This window comes from Bacteroides sp. BFG-606 (genome assembly GCF_024788145.1).
In the GTDB taxonomy this organism is placed as follows: domain Bacteria; phylum Bacteroidota; class Bacteroidia; order Bacteroidales; family Bacteroidaceae; genus Bacteroides; species Bacteroides vicugnae.
The window spans coordinates 6,118,642-6,138,658 of the sequence record NZ_JANUIL010000001.1 but is presented as its reverse complement, the minus strand read 5'-3'; the positions used below and the strand labels follow the sequence as shown (position 1 = coordinate 6,138,658).

Genomic DNA, 20,017 nt, shown 5'->3' with positions numbered 1-20,017 from the left:
TATATTAAAGTATGGAAGAAGTAAAGCGTAACTCGCTACAAGCATGGATATTAGCTGCACGTCCCAAAACGCTGACAGGGGCCATAACCCCGGTTATGATCGGTACTGCTCTTGCTGCAATGGACGGACGTTTTCACTGGTTGCCTGCACTGATCTGCTGTCTGTTTGCAAGTCTGATGCAAATTGCCGCTAATTTCATCAATGACCTTTTCGACTTCCTCAAAGGAACAGACCGGGAAGACCGGTTAGGTCCCGAACGTGCTTGTGCGCAAGGATGGATTTCTCCGCAAGCGATGAAAACCGGGATTATTATTACGGTTGCTCTTGCCTGCCTTATCGGCTGTACGTTACTCTTTTTTGCCGGGTGGGAATTGATGATCGTAGGAGTGCTTTGTGTGTTATTTGCCTTTCTTTATACCACCGGTCCTTATCCTCTTTCTTACAACGGTTGGGGCGATGTATTGGTGATTGTCTTCTTCGGCTTTGTACCCGTAGGCGGAACATATTACGTACAGGCGCTAACTTGGACACCGGATGTCACTATCGCCTCTTTAATCTGCGGACTGCTTATCGATACATTGTTGGTAGTCAATAATTATCGTGACCGCGAAGCGGATGCACGCAGTGGAAAAAGGACGGTGATCGTTCGTTTCGGCGAGAAATTCGGTCGCTATTTTTATTTGATGTTGGGGATTACTGCTTCTCTTCTCTGTCTGTGTTTCCTCCGTGAAGGTCATTTCTACGCCGCTTTTCTTCCACAACTTTATCTGATCCCTCATTTCCTTACCTGGAAACGGATGGTGAAAATATACAGCGGTAAAAAATTAAACAGCATATTAGGCGAGACTTCGCGTAATATGCTGCTTATGGGTATTCTTATTGCAATAGGAATGTTGATAAATTGAGAATTGAGAATTAAAAATTGAGAAATGGCTGCGCTTATAATGCTGTGCAATAGTATTATTTTTCAATTCTCAATTTTTAATTCTTAATTCTTAATTTTTCCCGTACATCTTTTCGTAGTAACCTTGATAATCTCCACTGGTAACTTCTTCCACCCAAGCTTGGTTGGCTAAATACCATTCGATTGTCTTTACGATGCCGACTTCGAATTTAGTTTCGGGATACCATCCTAAGGCATTTGTTATCTTGGTAGGGTCGATAGCATAACGTTGGTCGTGTCCCAGACGGTCTTTGACGAAAGTAATCAGATCTTCGTTGATCCAGTCGATTGAAATATCGCCGTTTTCGTCTTTCACTTTCTTTTTGAGAACCTGACGATATTCGGGATTTTCTGCCATCAGACGGTGGATAGTCGAAATTGTCAGTTTCACGATTTCGAGGTTTGTCTTCTCGTTGTGTCCACCAACGTTGTACACTTCTCCGTCTTGACCTTCACGCACAACGAGGTCGATTGCTTTGCAGTGGTCTTCCACATAAAGCCAGTCGCGCACATTGCTACCGTCACCGTAAACGGGAAGATGCTTTCCTTCGAGGATATTCTTGATAATCAACGGAATCAATTTTTCCGGGAAGTGGTACGGACCATAGTTGTTGGAGCAACGGGTAATCGTCACCGGCATTTTATAAGTGTCGTGGTAAGCCATTACCACCATGTCTGCACTTGTCTTAGAAGCACTGTACGGGCTGTGAGGGCAAAGCGGAGTTGTTTCTGTGAAATATCCTTCGGCTCCCAATGAACCATACACCTCATCGGTAGATACTTGATGATAGCGTACACCTTTTCTCCAAGTCGGATATCCTTGTTCGTCTTTCCCCATTACCCATGCACGGCGTGCACAATCCAGTAAGTTCTGTGTTCCGAGAATGTTGGTAATCAGAAACAGCTGCGGATTTTCAATGCTGCGGTCCACGTGGCTCTCGGCAGCGAAATTCACTACATAATCAAAACGATACTCAGCAAAAAGACCGTCTACCACATCGCGGTTGCAAATGTCTCCTTTGATAAAGACACAGCGTTCGTTGTCGATGTCTTTGGCAATCGTTCCTAAGTTACCTGCATACGTCAAAGCGTCCAATATCACGACTTTGATGTCGTTATGTTTGGCTAAGATGTACTTGATGTAATTTGCCCCGATAAATCCTGCGGCACCGGTCACTAGATAAGTTTTCATATTTTATTCTTTATGTTGATTTTAGGATTGTTTAGCCAATTCGATAAGGTACTTCCCATACTCGGTTTTTTCGAGTTTTTGACCTAGTAGAAGCAACTGTTCCGTCGGAATCCATCCCTGACGCCAGGCGATTTCTTCAATGCAGCTGACGTAGAAACCTTGCCGGTTCTGAATAGTGGCCACGAAGTTGGAAGCTTCCAGCAGACTGTCACAGTTACCCGTGTCGAGCCATGCAAATCCGCGTCCGAAAAGTTCCACTTTCAATGTACCTTCTTCCAGATACAGACGGTTCAGGTCTGTTATCTCATATTCTCCACGTGCTGAAGGACGAAGAGCCGCTGCTTTTTCTGTCACACTGGCATCGTAGAAATAAAGTCCCGGAACGGCATAATTGCTTTTCGGCACTTCCGGCTTTTCTTCCAGTGAAATCACTTTTCCCTGTTCGTCAAATTCCACTACACCATAAGCGCGTGGGTCTTTCACGTAGTAACCGAAGATACAGGCGCCCTTTTCTATATTGGCAGCCCGGCGGAGCATGGCGGAGAAGCCCTGTCCGTAAAACATATTATCCCCAAGAATCAGACAGCCCGGTTCGCCGTTCAGGAAATCGGCTCCCAATACGAAAGCCTGTGCCAGTCCGTTAGGTTGTTCCTGAATTTTATAGGAGAAAGACATACCCAGTTCCTCACCCGTTCCCAACAAGTCGCGGAACATCGGCAAATCGCGTGGAGTCGAAATAATCAACACTTCGCGTATTCCTGCCAACATAAGTGTTGACAACGGATAATAAATCATCGGCTTGTCATACACAGGCATGATTTGTTTGGAAATCGCTTTGGAGAGCGGATAAAGTCGGGTGGCACTACCACCGGCTAGAATAATTCCTTTCATGTTCGTCTGAGTTATTCATTAACAGTGTGCAAAGGTCGGAAAGAAATCTGAAAGGACAAAAATAATTTGCTAATATTTCAATATGGTAATGTGTCAATTAAGTGATAACTCAGCCAATTGGCACATTATCACATTATCATATTGGCACAGTATTACAACTTGTCCGCCAACTCGATGACTTCCAAGTCCTGAAAGGCCCCCTGATTGATAACAAAACGTACCAAAGTTCGCACCTTGTGGAAACCGGACATGCCGGCAGCTCCGGGATTAATATGTAGCATATCCAGCGTTTTATCATATTTCACCTTTAATATATGAGAATGTCCGCTGATAAAAAGTTTGGGCGGACGTGTCATCAGACTGCCGATGATGGAAGGGTCGTATTTCCCCGGATAACCGCCGATATGTTTAATCAGTACTTCTGCACCATCCACCGTGAAACGGTTTATTTGCGGATACAGCTTTCTGATTTCCTGCCCGTCAATGTTTCCATATACCGCCCGGAATGGACGGAAGGCGGCTAGCCTTTCCGCTACCTCCAGCGAACCGATGTCTCCGGCATGCCAAATTTCGTCACATGGTTCAAAATATTCCAGATATTTCTCGTCCCAGTAAGCGTGAGTATCAGATAATAATCCAATTCTTGTCATAAATTTCTTTGTTTAATCCCACAAAGATACTATATTTGGAAAAATCTTAAAGCACATGGAAAGCAAATATAATTATTTCAAGCGAGATATCAGTTGGCTCTCATTCAATTATCGCGTATTGTTGGAGGCTCTGGACGAGCGTCTGCCGCTCTACGAACGTATCAACTTCATCTCTATCTACTCTTCCAACCTCGAAGAATTCTACAAAATCCGGGTAGCCGATCATAAAGCAGTTGCCTCCGGTGCTACGGAAAGCGATGAAGAAACCGTACAATCCGCCCGTGAACTGGTAGAAGAAATCAATAAAGAAGTCACTCGCCAGTTGGATGACCGTGTACGCATTTATGAAGAGAAACTATTACCTGCCCTGCGCAAAAACCACATTATTTTTTATCAGGACAGCCATGTCGAACCGTTCCACCAGCAGTTTATTAAAGACTTTTTCCGGGAAGAAATCTTTCCCTACCTGCAACCTGTGCCTGTATCCAAAGATAAAATAGTCTCCTTCCTACGAGATAACCGACTTTATCTGGCGATACGAGTCTATCCGAAGAAAGAAGCAAAAGACGAAAGGAAAGAAGATAAAGAAAAAACAGAAGAATCTATTAACAAAGAAAAATATACAGAAGAACGCATAACTCGAAGAAAAAGTGATGGAGCAGATACAAATGTAACAGAATATCGGCAACCTCTTTACTTCGTGATGAAGCAACCCTACGCCAAAGTGCCCCGCTTCATCGAACTTCCATCCCGCGAGAAAAACCATTACCTGATGTTTACCGAAGATATAATCAAGGCAAACCTCAACCTGATTTTCCCCGGCTACGATGTCGATTCCAGCTACTGCATCAAAATCTCCCGTGACGCTGACATATTGATTGACGACACCGCCAGCAGTGCCGACCTCGTTGCCCAACTCAAGAAGAAAGTGAAGAAACGCAAGATCGGTGACGTCTGCCGTTTCGTCTACGACCGTGGTATGCCTCATGACTTTCTGGACTTTCTGGTAGACGCCTTCCATATTCAGCGCGATGAACTTGTCCCCGGCGACAAGCACCTGAATCTTGAAGACCTGCGTCATCTTCCCAACCCGAACAAATCTCTTCACAGCCTCGAAAAACCGAAGCCAATGAAGCTGACTATCCTTGACGAAAAAGAATCCATCTTCAACCACGTCGCCAAGAAGGACCTGTTATTATATTACCCTTATCACTCTTTCGAGCACTTCATCCATTTCTTATATGAAGCCGTGCACAACCCGGAAACCCGTGAAATCATGGTAACCCAATACCGCGTAGCCGAAAACTCCGCCGTCATCAACACCCTGATAGCCGCCGCCCAAAACGGCAAGAAAGTCACTGTATTTGTGGAACTGAAAGCCCGTTTCGACGAAGAAAACAACCTTGCCACGGCCGAAATGATGCAAGCCGCCGGCATTAAAATAATATACAGCATACCCGGTCTGAAAGTACACGCCAAAGTAGCTCTTATCCGCCGCCGCGGACCGAATGGTGAAAAAATACCCAGCTACGCCTATATCAGCACCGGTAACTTTAATGAAAAGACCGCCACTCTCTACGCCGACTGTGGCCTTTTCACCTGCCGTCCGAAGATAGTGGCCGACCTCTATAACCTCTTCCGCACCCTGCAAGGCAAAGAAGACCCGAAGTTCACCACCCTTCTCGTCGCCCGCTTCAACCTCATCCCGGAGCTGAACCGCCTCATCGACCGTGAAATAGCCCTCGCCGATCAAGGCAAGCAAGGACGCATCATCCTCAAAATGAACGCCCTTCAAGACCCCACCATGATCGACCGCCTCTACGAAGCATCCGAACACGGCGTGCAAATCGACCTCATCGTTCGTGGAATCTGTTGCCTCATCCCCGGACAGTCATACAGTCGTAACATCCGTGTCACCCGTATTGTAGACAGTTTCCTCGAACACGCCCGTATCTGGTACTTCGGTAACGACGGCAAACCCAAAGTATTCATGGGCTCCCCCGACTGGATGCGTCGTAACCTCTACCGTCGCATCGAAGCCGTCACCCCCATTCTTTCCCCCGACCTGCGTGACGGCCTCATCGAAATGCTCAACATCCAGCTCTCCGACAACCAAAAAGCCTGCTGGGTAGACAACAACCTGCGAAACATCTTCAAAAAAAGAACGCCCGGCACTCCCGCTGTACGAGCCCAATACACCTTCTATGACTGGCTAAACAAAACAAATAACTAACACCCCAACCAACTAACTGACTAACTAACTAACATAAGAATCCCATACCCGTGCCCCAAGCCCGGCAACCTGCAGCCCCCCCGCACGCCTCTCCGGCCTACTTTTTTCTTTGCTTCTTTCTTTTGTTTCAAGACAAAAGAAAGACGATTGTAATATAAATGTAACATATATGACACCTCCCTGCAACGTCAAATCCCGTCCTTTGCAGCCGGAAACAACATACACATATATTTATTATGGAGACTATTTATTTATGCATTATCATCTTCCTCTTTGTACTAGCTGTTTTCGATCTGATAGTCGGAGTCAGTAACGATGCAGTCAACTTTTTGAACTCGGCGGTAGGCGCCAAGGCCGCTTCGTTCAAAACCATCCTGTTCATAGCCGGCATCGGCATTTTCATCGGCGCCTCCCTGTCCAACGGAATGATGGACATCGCTCGTCACGGCATCTACCAACCAGAGCACTTCTACTTTGCCGAAATCATGTGCATTCTGCTAGCCGTCATGCTGACCGATGTAGTACTGTTGGACGTCTTTAACTCTATGGGGATGCCCACCTCCACCACCGTATCATTAGTCTTTGAGCTACTCGGAGGAACGTTCGCCCTTTCCCTCATCAAAGTACACAATAGCGACACCCTTGCTTTGGGAGACCTCATCAACACCGACAAAGCCCTCTCCGTCATTATGGCGATCTTCGTCTCCGTCGCTATCGCCTTCTTCTTCGGAATGCTTGTACAGTGGCTTGCCCGTGTGATCTTCACCTTCAACTATACGAAAAAGATGAAATACAGCATCGCCCTCTTTGGAGGAGTAGCCACTACTGCCATCATCTACTTCATGCTCATCAAAGGACTGAAAGACAGCTCCTTCATGACTCCCGAAAACAAACACTGGATACAAGACAACACCCTGATGCTAATCACCGTTTTCTTTGTATTCTCCACCGTACTGATGCAAATCCTTCACTGGATGAAAATCAATGTTTTCAAAGTCGTCGTACTGATGGGAACCTTCGCCCTTGCCCTTGCTTTTGCCGGTAACGACCTTGTCAACTTTATCGGTGTTCCCCTCGCAGGTTTCTCCTCTTTTATGGACTATACCGCCAATGGAGCAGGAAATCCGAACGGCTTCCTGATGACCTCTTTGCTGGGCCCCGCTAAAACCCCGTGGTATTTTCTTATCGGAGCCGGAGCCGTCATGGTCTACGCCCTTTGCACCTCTAAAAAAGCACACGCCGTAATAAAAACATCTGTCGACCTTTCCCGTCAAGATGAAGGAGAAGAAGCATTCGGAAGCACCCCGATCGCCCGCACAGTAGTCCGCATCAGTATGACACTTGCCAACGGAATCTCCCGAATAATGCCGGACGGCAGCAAAAAATGGTTTGACTCCCGCTTCCGCAAAGACGAAGCAATCATAGCCGACGGAGCCGCTTTCGACCTTGTCCGCGCTTCTGTCAACCTGGTATTGGCCGGCCTGCTCATCGCCTTGGGAACCTCCCTGAAACTTCCCCTTTCCACCACTTACGTAACCTTTATGGTAGCTATGGGTACTTCCCTGGCCGACCGCGCCTGGGGGCGTGATTCAGCCGTTTACCGTATCACCGGCGTATTAAGCGTCATCGGAGGCTGGTTCATCACTGCCGGAGCCGCCTTCACCATCTGTTTCTTCGTAGCTCTCGTACTCCATTATGGAGGCAACATCTCAATCATCGCCCTCATCGGTATAGCTGTATTCATCTTGATCCGTAGTCAGGTGATGTACAAGAAACGCAAAGCGAAAGAACAAGGTAACGAAACGCTGAAACAACTGATGCAAGCCACAGACAGTACAGAAGCCCTGCAACTGATGCGTAAGCACACCCGCGAAGAACTTTCCAAAGTATTGGAATACGCAGAAACAAATTTCGAACTGACTGTCACTTCATTCCTTCATGAAAATCTGCGAGGATTACGTCGCGCCATGGGGTCCACTAAATTTGAGAAACAGCTCATCAAACAGATGAAACGTTCGGGCACCGTCGCTATGTGCCGTCTCGATAATAACACCGTACTCGAAAAAGGACTTTATTACTATCAAGGCAACGACTTCGCCAGCGAATTGGTCTACAGTATTTCCCGCCTCTGTGAACCTTGCCTCGAACATACCGACAACAATTTCAACCCATTGGATGCCATTCAGAAAGGCGAATTCAGCGATGTGACCGAAGATATCACCTATCTGATTCAGCAGTGTCGTAAGAAAATGGAAAACAACGAGTACAATGACCTCGAAGAAGAAATCCGTCGTGCCAACGACCTCAACGGACAACTTTCAGTATTGAAACGTAAGGAACTGCAACGTATTCAAAGCCAATCAGGAAGCATCCGGGTGAGCATGGTGTATCTCACGATGGTTCAGGAAGCACAGAACGTAGTCACTTACACCATCAATTTGATGAAAGTAAGCCGTAAATTCCAGATGGAAACAGAAATGCCGTAAGGACAAAAAAAACAAGGATTGTCCACTGAAAAATGGACGAATCATAATCTGTAAGGAAAGGACTGTTTGATAAACCCTGTTTACATAAGTAAGGGGTGTCAAACAGTCCTTTCTTTTTCAGAAATAGGTTTAAAAAAAGCTCTACTCTTTAGTATTTGATCTGGTAAAATTGTATATTTATAGTCGATAAGATAATTGAGACGATTTTAGATGCAATGATATAAAAACGAAATGAATGAAATATCAGTTAGAAATAACCACTTTACTGGTTCCTGTCAATGTGCATCAACTGTTTGAGAAATGTGAATGGCCTGAACTAAACTGTTTTGACAGAGAAATGGTTGAAGGCTATTTCTCTGATTTGGTGAATGGTATTCAAACCGATGAGGCTTTGGATGATTGGACGCTGACCGTTGTCCTTTATATCGGCACTTATTTGGGAGCCAGCCATATCAGTATCTGGAAACATGGAATCACCGATACGGCAACTAAAGAAAAAGTGTTAACGATAGGTATACCTCTTCCTTGTAGTAAAACCGTCCGTTGGGGGGTGAAGAAGAAAGAACGTTTTACCGGTAAAACACCGGATGAAAGTTATAGGAGGAATAACAGGCTGCTTCCCGTCTACTTTGCAAAATATGATAATATGGAAACCTATATAGAAGATAATATTCGGATAGCCCTTTTGAACCTGTTTGAAGTCGGTTTTACCCTGAAAGGATATAAAGTAAAGAAGCGGTAATAGTAGCCAAATCGTAAAATAGAATCAATTTTAGTGGCATAGACAAGGGACTAACATAGCTATGTGCTACCGTAAAGAGTCGTCGATTATTGAATTTAGACTCTTTGCGGCAGCTCTGTTTTTCTACTTTTCTATGAAAGTGTTCAAAGAATGAGGTTGCAAGGTTACATTCAAATAGCGAGTACCTAATTTCACAGTAAGCTCTTTGGCTTCTTCGTTGAAATTACCGGCTATCACCACCTGTTTCTTTTGTGGAGTCATGACGATCATTACCGGCATCTTATCTCCTCTATCTTTATATGCCAGCACTTTCGAGCCGGGTGTTACATAATGGCTGTAATGTTTTACCGCATAATATTCGGGAGTGTAGGTCGCAGTCCCTGTCTTTGAATCCACATGAATCAAAGCATTCTGTTTCCATCCCCATCCGCTGAAACCTCCGTCGTACAAAATAGCATTCCAGAAAGTATATTCTTCACAACCATTACCCAGATAATGATTCACTAGTCCGAAAGTGTGTTCGGCTGCTTTCCAGTCGAAAGAGCCCCAACCACATTCGCTTTCCGTTTGCACGTACTTGTATTGCGGATATTTGGCGCGGAGTTTGGGTAAAATCTGTCCGCCTTCCCATTGGAAGCCGACCCCTTCTATTGTTTCCGGCATTCGTGGGTCGGAAAGCACCTGATCGATCACCTCATAACGGTTGGTGTTGATTGTTCCTAAATATAACTTTACTTCCGGATGCTGCTTTTTCAGAGTAGGAGCGAGGTACTCTGTATTGAAGCGGATAATACCTTCTGCCGTCCAGGCACAACCCGGATAGTTGGTGTAGCTCCATGACTCATTTTGGAACATAATCATGGAGATGGGGATGCCTTGTTCCTTGTAAGCATCGATGAATTTACAGAAATAGTTTGCATAGGTTTGCAGATAACGTGGATCCTGAATAAAGTAATCATTTACAGCCAACTGCTGTGGAAATACCTGTGTGTTCTTTTCTTTACTATCCTCATAAAGTGCTACATCAGACAGAGGCGACATCTGATTTTGATTACGGTCACTGCGAACTGAATAGTAGTGATTGATTTTCATCCAGGAAGGAGGCGACCATGGCGACATCCAGAAAGTCATATCCGGATTATACTGTTGTGCAGCTTTGATAAAAGGTATCAACGTTGTTTTATCCCGATTGATATTGAAATGCTTCAATTGGAAGTCACCGGATACTTCATCGCAACTGTACCAGTCGCGGGCGTAGTCGTTGGCATTCATGGAGAAGCGTCCCATGGTAAACTTCAGATCTCCTCCGGGAGCAAACAACTGTTGAAGAACAATCTCCTGTTGCTTCCGTGGAAGCATGTTGAGTGCATCCCATCCGAGTTCATTAAAGCATGTTCCCCAAGCTTTGAAGACAGTTCCATTCTCCGAACCGTTGACCTCGAGTAGGGGAGTGCGCCCGGTATTTGTCTGCAACTTGACTTTAGACTGTTGCCATGTGTTATTTTCCGTACTGCTAATCCATTCATAGGATTGCGCACTCATAGTCCCCATTGACAGCACAATGGATAAACTACTTAATAAGGTGGTTTTCTTAATCATGTTTCTCCTGTTCTTATATTTTTATATTACTGTTTAAACAATCTCATGCAGTACATTCAACTGTGTATCCTTAATCAAGATTGATTTATTAATAAGTCTCTAAGACAATAGCCGCTTCCGGTAATCCTTCTGCTGAAACAGTAAGAGTGATCGTCCCTTTTTCTGCATTTGGCTGAACGATAGCAATTGCTTTTCCCCGAAACGTTTTCGGCTTTAAGGAACGAAAGCTTTTCATATCATCCGCACTTCCATTACCTGCGGCAATGACGGACCCTTTTCCGGTAGATTTAATTTCCAAAGGAATGGAACAGTCAGGTATTAACTTTCCATCTTTATCCAATATTTCAACCTTTATATATGAAAGGTCATTTTTATCTGCCTTTATTTTCATACGATCGGCTGTCAAATGTATCATTGCCGGAATTCCGGTTGTGTAAAGTTCAGTCGATGTCGTTTCTTTCTTTCCCTTCAAGTTGACAGCCTTCAGTTGTCCCGGTTCATAGGGAACCTCGAAAGAAGCCGTATAGGTATCGGGATTGACTTCTTTTTCTCCCAATAACCTGTCATTCAAATAAAGTCTTACTTTAGGGGAACGACTATACACATGTACTGCCATCGTTTTGCCTTCGTATCCTTTCCAGTTCCAACTAAGGAATTCGTTTTTCCATCCCCAGTAGTTGATATCTTCTCTTTTCCCTTTGGCTACGGGAGGTTGTACTGCTAATGAAATATCACGTCTTTTCCAAAGAATGTCGCGATAATAAGATTGCGGTTTCTTGTCTCCGCAGAAGTCAATGTCACCACACCATGCATTATACCACGGCCATCCCATAAACTGCGGACTGTGTTCTCCCGGAGCAAGTTCGAGAGTATGTGCCAGACCGGCTTCACCCAGATAGTCGAGGGCAGTCCAGACAAAATCTCCAATCAGATAGGAATTCTTGTCGATCAGTTTCCAGTTCTGTGCTGCTTCTTTGGGCACCGATTCACTGCCGTACATAATCCGTTGCGGGAATCGTGCGTGATCTTTTTCATATTCCTTCCATTGATAATTGTAACCGGAGATATCCAGGTTCCGGAAAGCCCTTTCCGAATCCTTCTCCCAACTGAAATCTCTTCTGTCCCAAAACGAGTTAACAGCAGCGGTAGTGGCGCGGCTTGTATCATATCGGTGAATGGTTGCAATTAGTTTCCGGGCTATGATCTCTCCAGTGGGTTCGTCGGCGCGTTCAGCTATTTCATTGCCAATACTCCACATGATAATAGAAGGATGGTTTCTGTCTCTGCGCACCATGGTAGCTATATCGTGTTCACTCCATTCATCGAAGAATTGGTGATAATCTTGCGGGCGTTTTGCTTGTTGCCATTGATCGAATACTTCATCAATCACTAGCAATCCCAGTCGGTCACATGCCTGTAGAAAATATTCTGACGGTAAGTTGTGCGAGCATCTGACTGCATTGAAACCATTTGCTTTCATTAGCTCTACTTTGCGTTCTTCTGCCCTGTTGATAGCTACGGCACCTAATAAACCATTGTCATGATGCAAACAACCACCTTTTAATTTCAGCGGTTTCCCATTTAATAGAAATCCTTTTTCTGCGGAGAATTCGACGGTTCGTATTCCGAAAGGAACGGTTATTTCATCAGATAGCTTCTTAGATTTCAAGGATAGATGTGCGGTATATAAACTAGGAGTATCTACCGACCATAATTCCGGCTTTTTTATATCAAAAGTGAGGGAAATGGGGATATTGGTTTCACCGGATATATTGACTGGTTGAGTAGTGGAATAAACCTCTTCCCCTTGTGGAGAAAATATCTGAATCTTCAGATGGGCGGTCACTTTTTCTTTGCCGGAGTTATGTAGAATGGAGTGAAGATCAACCGTCGCTTTTTTACTTTCTACTTTGGAAGCATCTATAAAAGTGTCCCATTCGTCCAAATGTACTTTGTCCGTTTTCATTAGCCATACGTGCCGGTAAATGCCGGAACCGGCATACCACCGACTGTTCAGACCTTCATTCACCACTTTGACGGCTATTATATTCCGAATGCCGGGAGCGTTGCAGTATGGATGGATGTCGATTTTGAAAGGGATATATCCATAAGGATTAAAACAGGCTTTCTGCCCGTTTATCCAGACTTCTGTTTGGTTATAAGCTCCTTCAAAATAAAGGGAAATAATCTTATCGGCATCTTCCGGCTGTATGGTGAATTCTTTTCTATACCATCCTTCACCTCCTACGGTTTGTCCGGTATCTGCCCCGCCTACGCTCATGCGTGAAAAAGGACCGATTGTTATACCTTCTCTTTGTACGGGCACAGGATCCATGCTCCAGTCATGAGGTAAATCGAGTATCCTCCATTGAGTGTCCTTGAAAGATGTCTGTTCGGCATTGGCAATGCAACCCCGGTAAAACTTCCAGTTCTCATTTATGCTGACTTTACGTTCCGATGCGGAACTTTCAGCAATAAAGCAGGGTATTAACACTAAAAGAGCGAGTAGCCTTACAGAAGATTCGAAGTAGTTATTCATCATTTCCTATTCTTTGTTTAATAATGGGCAAAGATAGGAGCGTGACAGGTGATGTGAGGAATAGAAATGTAACAAGATGCTGCAACAAATGTATCAAACTTCCTTTTCATAGGGATTAAACTTGCTTGTTCCGGCAGGAAAACGTATCTTTGTTAGTAAGAAAACTATAACCGCAAGTTCTGATTATAAAACCGGAACTTTTGATTATGTAATCAGAAGTTTCAGTTATAAAACCGGAACTTGCGGTTTTAGTTTGCCCTAAGGGAAAAATAACTTTTCCTTTAGGGGAGAACAAGTTTTCTACCTATAGCGAGTAAGTTTTCTATTAGTAATCAATATTTCAAATAAACTTTAGTATTATGGCAATGTATATAATGGAAGAAATGCCCGATATTCATGGAACGGGCGAACAGGTACTTTATCCGCGGTTTGCAATGATGGAACAGGTATCTACCGAGGATTTGATACGTCAGATAGCATCCAGCAGTGGTTTTAACGTCGGAGATGTGGAAGGCGTAATTACACAGATAGGTATTGAGATGGCACATCAGATGGCAGAAGGCAAGTCTGTGAAGCTGGATGGCATCGGAACATTCTCTCCTTCGTTGGCGTTATGCAAAGATAAAGAACGCGAAAAGGCCGGAGAGGGTGAAACCCATCGTAACGCACGAAGCATTGTGGTGGGAAACGTGAACTTTCGTGTAGACAGGAAGATGATGAGGCGTATCAATGGAAGATGTCTGCTGGAAAGGGCTCCGTGGAAGTCGCAACGTTCTTCACAGAAGTATACACCGGAGCAACGACTTGCATTGGCTGTTAGATATCTGGAGGAACATCCTTTTCTGACGGTCTACGAATACCGGAAACTGACAGGTTTGCTGCGTACAGCGGCTACCAATGAATTACGCCAGTGGGCGTATACACCCGGTTCCGGCATCGGGATTGATGGCAGAGGAACACATCGGGTGTATATAAAGAAAACATAATTCATTATATTTGTATGATGATATGTTGAGATTTGGAATAAAGAGCATTGGGGGGAATTGCGGTGAGGGCGCTTTTCTTCAGGGACATGCTTGAGTGATAACTAAAATTAATAAAAATGGGGAATTTGATTTCATTTATGAAGGAAGTAGCTGAAGGGCTTCGAAAAAGTGGGAACTATGGAACTGCTCATGTTTACAGGAGTAGCATGAATGCTATCATTGCATTTAACGGGAGCAGGAATCTGCCATTCAAGAAAGTGAATCAGGAGTTTCTTAAAAGTTTTGAAACGTATTTGCGGGAAAAGGAGTGTAGCTGGAACACGGTTTCAACCTATATGCGTACGTTGAGAGCGGTATACAACCGTGCGGTCGACCGTCGGATGGCGTCTTATATACCGCATCATTTCCGGTATGTCTATACAGGGACGCGTGCCGATAGGAAGCGTGCACTGGAAAAGGAGGATATGGAACGGCTGATGAAAGAGCTTCCCAAACAAATTCATCAGGGAAGAGGAGAATTGCAACGTACGCGCGCGTACTTTTTCTTAATGTTCATGCTTCGTGGTATGCCGTTCGTAGATCTTGCGTATCTTAAAAAGCAGGATATAGTGGGGAATGTACTCACTTATCGTCGTAGAAAAACCGGAAGGCTTCTGACCGTGACGCTTCTGCCGGAAACTATGAAACTGATGAAAAAGTATATGAACACCGATTCTGCTTCTCCTTATCTTTTTCCCATACTGACTGGCAGAGAGAGTACGGAAGCTACCTACAGGGAATATCAGATAGCTTTGCGTAATTTTAACTATCAACTTCTGTTGCTGAAACAAGTACTTGCATTGACTTCTGATTTAAGCTCGTATACGGCTCGGCATACCTGGGCTACAATGGCATATTATTGCGAGATACATCCAGGCATTATTTCAGAGGCGATGGGGCATTCATCCATTATTGTCACAGAGACTTATCTAAAACCTTTTAAGAATAAGAAAATAGATGAAGCGAATGTGACGATTCTGTCTTCGCTGAAAAGGATCTATGCTTGTGGCAAGTAGCTGATTTTTAGTGCTGTTACTTTGTAGGTAACGGGAAGAAAAGACGCTGCAAATATGAGCATATTTCTTAAAACATCCAAACAAAATCGTACATTTTTTCTAATAAACTACTCAAAATAGGAATAAACACAGAAGAACACGTGGATTCTTTGTCTTAGAACTTTGTTAACGTCTAAATTTTGCAATAGATTTCCCGCCCCTCTACTTTTTCTCATAAGCAGGGGTAAGAAGATTCGTCATATATCGTATTATTTTCTAGTATAGACTACTCCAAAAGAGCAGGCACAAGGGTTTTCCCGTTACCTACAAAGTAACGGGAAGAGGGGGAGTGAAGCGAAATAAATCATGAATTAGTACAAACAAATTTTTTATTTATTAATTGTATAACATTTAATTTACTTTTATGAGAAAATGGACGTATTTAGTCGCAACCTTGCTCATGGCAGGTACGACGGCGACATTCACGGGATGTATTGATACCGATGAACCGGAAGGCATTGCAGAACTTAGGGGAGCAAAGTCTGAATTTATCAAAGCTCAAGCTGCAGTTGAGCTTGTAGAGGCTGAATTGAGAAAAGCACAGGTTGCAGAGCAAGAATTAGTTAATGCAGGTTTGGCACTTCAGAATAAGTCTGCAGAAATTGATTTGCAGTTGCATGAACTGGACATTCAAGTAAAGAAACTTTTGATTGAAAAGGAAGAAGCTGCTACTGCACAAGCAAAAGCTGGAAGCGGAAGCTGCCATTGCAAAAGCTGAAGCTGACAAAACTAAGTGGGAAAATGAAAAGGCATTGATTGTTGAGCAGTATAAGGAAAAAATGCTTCTTGCCGAAACAGCCACTGCTAAAGCACAGGAAGCTTACAAACAAGCTATGGAACAGATTGAAGCTTCCAAGTTATTGCTGACAGATGAAGAACAAGCTCGTTTGAATGGTGTACAAGCGCAAGTTGCCTATGCAAAACAGGCAATGGACAAGGCAATGTATGGATATTCAACAACTGTTATCACTAGAATTCTATCATCGGTAGTTGCGAATTCCACTACTACTACAAATCCGGATGAAAGCACGGAGACTAATTCTTCTAAGACTAAGTATTATGTTTATCTTATTACTGAAGATCCTACCCAGTCTGTGGGTGGCTATAAAGCCGGTAGCTTGAAAAAACTTCAGGAACAATTAGCTAACTATTCTGATATAGTAGCTGATAATAATTTAGAAGCGGTCTTGGATAATGCACTGAAAAATGCAGAATTTGCTTTAGAGATGACGCAGGAGTATGCTGATAACTTGAAAGCTATCTTGGATAATGAGTATACTACTGTTGCAGATTGGGAAGCTGAAGTCAAGAAGCTGGAAGAAGAAATTGCTGCTGCAAAAGTTAAGGAACAACAGTATAATATTGAAAAAGGCAAGCTAGAAGTTGCTAATCCTAAACTGATATCTGACTTGGAAGCTACTAGCGATAAGTTGGAAACTGCTAAAAATAAACAGAACTCTGACAAGAACAAAGCTAAAACAGCTGCAGCTTATTCTAAGAAAGTAGAGGCTGAAGTAAAGAAGGGATTGAATGATGTAATACCTAGTGGAACAACTGTTGCTGGTTATAATTCTAGTACTGGTACTTTTGCCTATAATAAAGGTATACAAATTACTGAAGCACAAAGTCAGATTGATGGTTGGATTAAGCTGATTGATAAGGCTACTAAAGGTGTTGATTTGGAAAATATAGAATGGGCCAAACCACAATTGGCTACAGCTCTTGCAGCACAAAAAGAGGCAGAAGAGAACTATGCTACAGATTATAAAGCATGGGAAGATGCAATGGCAGCTTATGATGAAAGTCTGAAAATAGATTTGGAGAAATCAGAGGCAGCCGCTAATGCTGCAATAAAGAAATATAATGGACTTAAACCAGAAGATAGAAAAAAAAGAAGCTAATATTGATGCTGTAGCTACGGCTTTAGTTGCATATTATAAGGATGCATTGGCTAAAGAAGCACAAGTAACTAAGGTAAGTGTAACAAAAGGAAATGACACGAAAAAAATCTCTGATTGGCTGATAGCAGACGCTGATAACTTTAAGAAAGTTGTTGGAGTAGATTTAGGCTTTATCACTTGGGATGCTGGTGACATTACTACTGCAAATGAAATTAGTAAAGAAAATATTGGAAAATTAATAGATGTAGAGCAAGATTCCAGTGTAAAGACTCCATTGGAAAAGTGGAAATCTGCTTCTTCTGCTGTATTTAGCGATAATTTCAATTCAGGTAATAATCCAAGAAGATTGCCTGTATCTAAGGACGAAGTAATAGCTGCCGCTGGTGGTAATCATGTAGATGCCTTGGAGAATGGTAATTATGGTTCTCTTGGTAAGATGATTTGGGCAACAGCAGAAACGGCTAGTCTACAAGCTATAATTGATCAGGTAGAAACTTATAAAGCTTTGAAAGAAGCATTTACTGCTCAAAAAGCTGTAGAACAGACTGTTCAAGATAAAGCAAATGCTGCTTTGGCGGATGCTGTAGATAAAGCTAAGAAAGCTAACGACGAAGCCCAGGCTGCTTATGATAAAGTCTTTAAAGAAGTAAATGATAATATTGTAACAGTACAAAAAGAATACGGCAATAATGAAATTATCAAAGGTAAGATTGAAACGGAAATCACTGTTTATTTGAATAATAACTTTACTAATGGTGATTTAGGTTCTTTGGAAGCTATCAAAAACTTGGTTAAGGAAGAACATATGATTGCTCTGGCAGATGTTACTGCCGCTAAGGCCGATGTTGCTAAAGCTAAGAGAAATATAGAGAAATTAGCAGCAGGTACTTATACTGATACAGATTATATTACTGAATCATTTGCAAATATTCAGGAAAATATCAAAGTAAAACAGGCTGAATATGATGCTGCCAAGGCAGATTATGATACTGCAAGCGCTCAGTTGAAAGCACTTCTTGCTATCTTCTTGAAATAATTTCCTAACTACGTAAAAGTAACAAGATGATAAAAAAACTATGCACATTACTTTTGCTGACCTGTATGACAGCTGCGCCTTCAATGGCGCAGCGTTACAGCAGCAGTGATGATGCGTCGTTTGCCCCGAAGAAAGGACAGTGGCAGGTTTCAGTCCTGCTTGGTAGCGGAAAGTTCTTTAACGAGAACACTTCTTATCTGCTTCCCAAGTTCTCCAATGACGGAGGAGTAGTCGGACTTCCCAATGGAGGAACGGATAACTCCGGCGATCTGAACCGCTATCTGAACATCGGGAGTCTGAATAATAATAGTCTGGTCAATATAGCTGGAATTGAAGGTAAGTATTTCGTGTCTGACAATTGGGATGTAAATTTCCAGTTCAGCATGAACGTCAGCCTCACTCCAAAGAAAGACTATGTAGAAGGAGACAACAGTGTACCCGACATGATTATCCCTGCGCAAAGTTATATCAATGCGCAGATGACCAACAACTGGTATGTATCTGTCGGTTCCAACTACTATTTCAAGACTCGCAACGAACGTATTCATCCGTATCTCGGAGGCGCACTCGGCTTCCAGATGGCACGCATTGAAACGACCGAACCATACACTGGAGACACCTATAAGGATAGTGACGACTCGGAAGAACTTCCGTCACAGGTCTATGTTTCCGGAAGTAAAGCCGGTCAGATGTACGGTTTCAAAGTAGCTGCCGTAGCAGGTATCGAGTATAGCATTGCTAAAGGTTTCGTTTTCGGTTTCGAAATGCACCCTCTGGCTTACCGCTATGACCTGATACAGATTTGTCCGAAAGGATTTGATAAATATAATGTCAGTCACCACAACATCAAGATATTTGAAATGCCTATGGTGAAACTGGGATTCAGATTCTAAGGATGAATGATTATACAAATGTATGAATGAAAAGAGAAAGCCGTTCAGCTGATAGTGCGGGCGGCTTTTCTTTTTTAAAGAAGAATGAAGAGCTTAATGAACAGATATGTGAAACTTTTATCTTTTATTTCGGGAGTATGCTTGATAGCGGCTTGCACCGGGCATCAGATAAAAGGTTACGAGATTAACGGCAGTGCACCTTTGCCCGAATTCGAAGGAAAAATGGTTTATATGAAAGATGCTTCGAGCGGGCAGCCGGTAGATAGTGCAGAAATAATCCACGGAAAGTTTGCTTTTGCCGATACGGTGACTATTGTGTCGCCCGTAGTAAAAGTGCTTTCTATTCGTGCCAGCAAATCGGGACTGGAATACCGCCTCCCTGTCGTCATAGAAAATGGCAGTATCCAAGCCGATATTTCCGATGTGGTTTGTACGGGAGGAACAATGCTAAATGAACGGATGCAGGATTTTCTCATGGCTGTTGATGAATATTCCACAGCCTGCGAGAACAAACAAACGGAACAGATAAAATCCGGTTTTGCGGATTTATTGAAAAAATACATAGAAATCAATGATGACAATGCGGTAGGAGAATATATCCGGACTGCCTATCGTTCATCACTTTGATGCAATCAGATTGCTTTTAAGACTATAAACTAAATTTCCCACATAATAATATCCTCTCCAGATATTTCCTCCATATTTTTATAGAAGGGAGTGTTGCATAAGAGAGACAGAAATGTGCCCTTGTGAAAGTCCGTATTTCTGTATTGTTATGTTTTGAGGACGTTCCCGTATTTCCCATTCCCTTTTCCCCCGGGGACGTCCTTTT

16 protein-coding genes are annotated in these 20,017 nt (G+C 43.3%); 11 read left to right on the top strand and 5 right to left on the bottom strand.

From position 1 onward, the window contains the following. Window positions 1–11 precede the first annotated feature (11 nt). Window positions 12–905 (top strand): 1,4-dihydroxy-2-naphthoate polyprenyltransferase, encoded by an 894-nt coding sequence (locus NXV01_RS23645; RefSeq protein ID WP_099146380.1) that lies wholly within the window; start codon window positions 12–14, stop codon window positions 903–905. Window positions 906–995: 90 nt separating this feature from the next. On the opposite strand, the gene rfbB is transcribed toward NXV01_RS23645, so the two are convergent. The 3 genes from rfbB to NXV01_RS23630 all read right to left on the bottom strand — a co-directional run bounded on the left by rfbB (window position 996) and on the right by NXV01_RS23630 (window position 3,676). Further along, entirely contained in the window at window positions 996–2,135 is a 1,140-nt protein-coding gene (gene rfbB, locus NXV01_RS23640) for a dTDP-glucose 4,6-dehydratase (RefSeq protein WP_148365049.1), read from the bottom strand. A gap of 21 nt (window positions 2,136–2,156) precedes the next feature. Then, on the bottom strand, window positions 2,157–3,026 hold the full coding sequence (gene rfbA / locus NXV01_RS23635) for a glucose-1-phosphate thymidylyltransferase RfbA (protein WP_074559082.1): 870 nt from the start codon (window positions 3,024–3,026) through the stop codon (window positions 2,157–2,159). A 152-nt stretch (window positions 3,027–3,178) separates the two neighbouring features. Continuing rightward, window positions 3,179–3,676 (bottom strand): metallophosphoesterase, encoded by a 498-nt coding sequence (locus tag NXV01_RS23630; protein WP_259023312.1) that lies wholly within the window; start codon window positions 3,674–3,676, stop codon window positions 3,179–3,181. A 55-nt stretch (window positions 3,677–3,731) separates the two neighbouring features. Between NXV01_RS23630 and ppk1 the strand changes: the two genes are divergently transcribed. From ppk1 to imm9, 3 genes are all read left to right on the top strand, one after another. After that, window positions 3,732–5,909 carry a polyphosphate kinase 1 gene (gene ppk1, locus NXV01_RS23625; protein ID WP_195650048.1) on the top strand — a complete coding sequence of 726 codons (2,178 nt, stop codon included), beginning with the start codon at window positions 3,732–3,734 and terminating at the stop codon, window positions 5,907–5,909. Window positions 5,910–6,145: 236 nt separating this feature from the next. Further along, a complete protein-coding gene (locus tag NXV01_RS23620; protein WP_148365046.1) occupies window positions 6,146–8,395 on the top strand; it encodes an inorganic phosphate transporter in 2,250 nt (749 codons plus the stop codon). 235 nt (window positions 8,396–8,630) lie between these two features. Beyond that, the gene (gene imm9, locus NXV01_RS23615) at window positions 8,631–9,137 is read left to right on the top strand and encodes an Imm9 family immunity protein (RefSeq protein ID WP_148365045.1); all 507 of its coding nucleotides are present in this window, start codon (window positions 8,631–8,633) and stop codon (window positions 9,135–9,137) included. Window positions 9,138–9,260: 123 nt separating this feature from the next. Here imm9 and NXV01_RS23610 read toward each other — a convergent pair whose 3' ends face one another. Together NXV01_RS23610 and NXV01_RS23605 are read right to left on the bottom strand one after the other, a co-directional pair. After that, the gene (locus NXV01_RS23610) at window positions 9,261–10,736 is read right to left on the bottom strand and encodes a beta-glycosidase (protein ID WP_195650049.1); all 1,476 of its coding nucleotides are present in this window, start codon (window positions 10,734–10,736) and stop codon (window positions 9,261–9,263) included. An 88-nt stretch (window positions 10,737–10,824) separates the two neighbouring features. Continuing rightward, window positions 10,825–13,278, bottom strand: coding sequence for a glycoside hydrolase family 2 TIM barrel-domain containing protein (locus tag NXV01_RS23605; protein WP_259023311.1), 2,454 nt, complete (start codon window positions 13,276–13,278; stop codon window positions 10,825–10,827). Window positions 13,279–13,634: 356 nt separating this feature from the next. Between NXV01_RS23605 and NXV01_RS23600 the strand changes: the two genes are divergently transcribed. The 7 genes from NXV01_RS23600 to NXV01_RS23570 all read left to right on the top strand — a co-directional run bounded on the left by NXV01_RS23600 (window position 13,635) and on the right by NXV01_RS23570 (window position 19,812). Next, on the top strand, window positions 13,635–14,261 hold the full coding sequence (locus NXV01_RS23600; protein ID WP_148365042.1) for an HU family DNA-binding protein: 627 nt from the start codon (window positions 13,635–13,637) through the stop codon (window positions 14,259–14,261). Window positions 14,262–14,377: 116 nt separating this feature from the next. Next, window positions 14,378–15,316, top strand: a complete 939-nt coding sequence (locus NXV01_RS23595; RefSeq protein ID WP_148365041.1) for a site-specific integrase — start codon at window positions 14,378–14,380, stop codon at window positions 15,314–15,316. A gap of 403 nt (window positions 15,317–15,719) precedes the next feature. After that, window positions 15,720–16,073, top strand: coding sequence for a hypothetical protein (locus tag NXV01_RS23590; protein WP_259023310.1), 354 nt, complete (start codon window positions 15,720–15,722; stop codon window positions 16,071–16,073). Further along, the gene (locus NXV01_RS23585; RefSeq protein ID WP_259023309.1) at window positions 16,006–17,256 is read left to right on the top strand and encodes a hypothetical protein; all 1,251 of its coding nucleotides are present in this window, start codon (window positions 16,006–16,008) and stop codon (window positions 17,254–17,256) included. Before NXV01_RS23590 ends, NXV01_RS23585 begins: the two co-directional genes overlap by 68 nt. Further along, the gene (locus NXV01_RS23580; protein WP_259023308.1) at window positions 17,219–18,292 is read left to right on the top strand and encodes a hypothetical protein; all 1,074 of its coding nucleotides are present in this window, start codon (window positions 17,219–17,221) and stop codon (window positions 18,290–18,292) included. The genes NXV01_RS23585 and NXV01_RS23580 overlap by 38 nt, the downstream gene beginning before the upstream one ends. 26 nt (window positions 18,293–18,318) lie before the next feature. Next, window positions 18,319–19,185 (top strand): BT1926 family outer membrane beta-barrel protein, encoded by an 867-nt coding sequence (locus NXV01_RS23575; RefSeq protein ID WP_148365039.1) that lies wholly within the window; start codon window positions 18,319–18,321, stop codon window positions 19,183–19,185. 84 nt (window positions 19,186–19,269) lie between these two features. Beyond that, the gene (locus NXV01_RS23570) at window positions 19,270–19,812 is read left to right on the top strand and encodes a DUF4369 domain-containing protein (RefSeq protein WP_259023307.1); all 543 of its coding nucleotides are present in this window, start codon (window positions 19,270–19,272) and stop codon (window positions 19,810–19,812) included. Window positions 19,813–20,017 lie beyond the last annotated feature (205 nt).

Excerpts from the sequence above, each read along its gene's own strand:
- NXV01_RS23645 (WP_099146380.1), top strand. The coding sequence starts at position 12 with ATGGAAGAAGTAAAGCGTAACTCGCTACAAGCATGGATATTAGCTGCA.
- rfbB (WP_148365049.1), bottom strand. The coding sequence starts at position 2,135 with ATGAAAACTTATCTAGTGACCGGTGCCGCAGGATTTATCGGGGCAAAT.
- rfbA (WP_074559082.1), bottom strand. The coding sequence starts at position 3,026 with ATGAAAGGAATTATTCTAGCCGGTGGTAGTGCCACCCGACTTTATCCG.
- NXV01_RS23630 (WP_259023312.1), bottom strand. The coding sequence starts at position 3,676 with ATGACAAGAATTGGATTATTATCTGATACTCACGCTTACTGGGACGAG.
- ppk1 (WP_195650048.1), top strand. The coding sequence starts at position 3,732 with ATGGAAAGCAAATATAATTATTTCAAGCGAGATATCAGTTGGCTCTCA.
- NXV01_RS23620 (WP_148365046.1), top strand. The coding sequence starts at position 6,146 with ATGGAGACTATTTATTTATGCATTATCATCTTCCTCTTTGTACTAGCT.
- imm9 (WP_148365045.1), top strand. The coding sequence starts at position 8,631 with ATGAAATATCAGTTAGAAATAACCACTTTACTGGTTCCTGTCAATGTG.
- NXV01_RS23610 (WP_195650049.1), bottom strand. The coding sequence starts at position 10,736 with ATGATTAAGAAAACCACCTTATTAAGTAGTTTATCCATTGTGCTGTCA.
- NXV01_RS23605 (WP_259023311.1), bottom strand. The coding sequence starts at position 13,278 with ATGATGAATAACTACTTCGAATCTTCTGTAAGGCTACTCGCTCTTTTA.
- NXV01_RS23600 (WP_148365042.1), top strand. The coding sequence starts at position 13,635 with ATGGCAATGTATATAATGGAAGAAATGCCCGATATTCATGGAACGGGC.
- NXV01_RS23595 (WP_148365041.1), top strand. The coding sequence starts at position 14,378 with ATGGGGAATTTGATTTCATTTATGAAGGAAGTAGCTGAAGGGCTTCGA.
- NXV01_RS23590 (WP_259023310.1), top strand. The coding sequence starts at position 15,720 with ATGAGAAAATGGACGTATTTAGTCGCAACCTTGCTCATGGCAGGTACG.
- NXV01_RS23580 (WP_259023308.1), top strand. The coding sequence starts at position 17,219 with ATGGACTTAAACCAGAAGATAGAAAAAAAAGAAGCTAATATTGATGCT.
- NXV01_RS23575 (WP_148365039.1), top strand. The coding sequence starts at position 18,319 with ATGATAAAAAAACTATGCACATTACTTTTGCTGACCTGTATGACAGCT.
- NXV01_RS23570 (WP_259023307.1), top strand. The coding sequence starts at position 19,270 with ATGAAGAGCTTAATGAACAGATATGTGAAACTTTTATCTTTTATTTCG.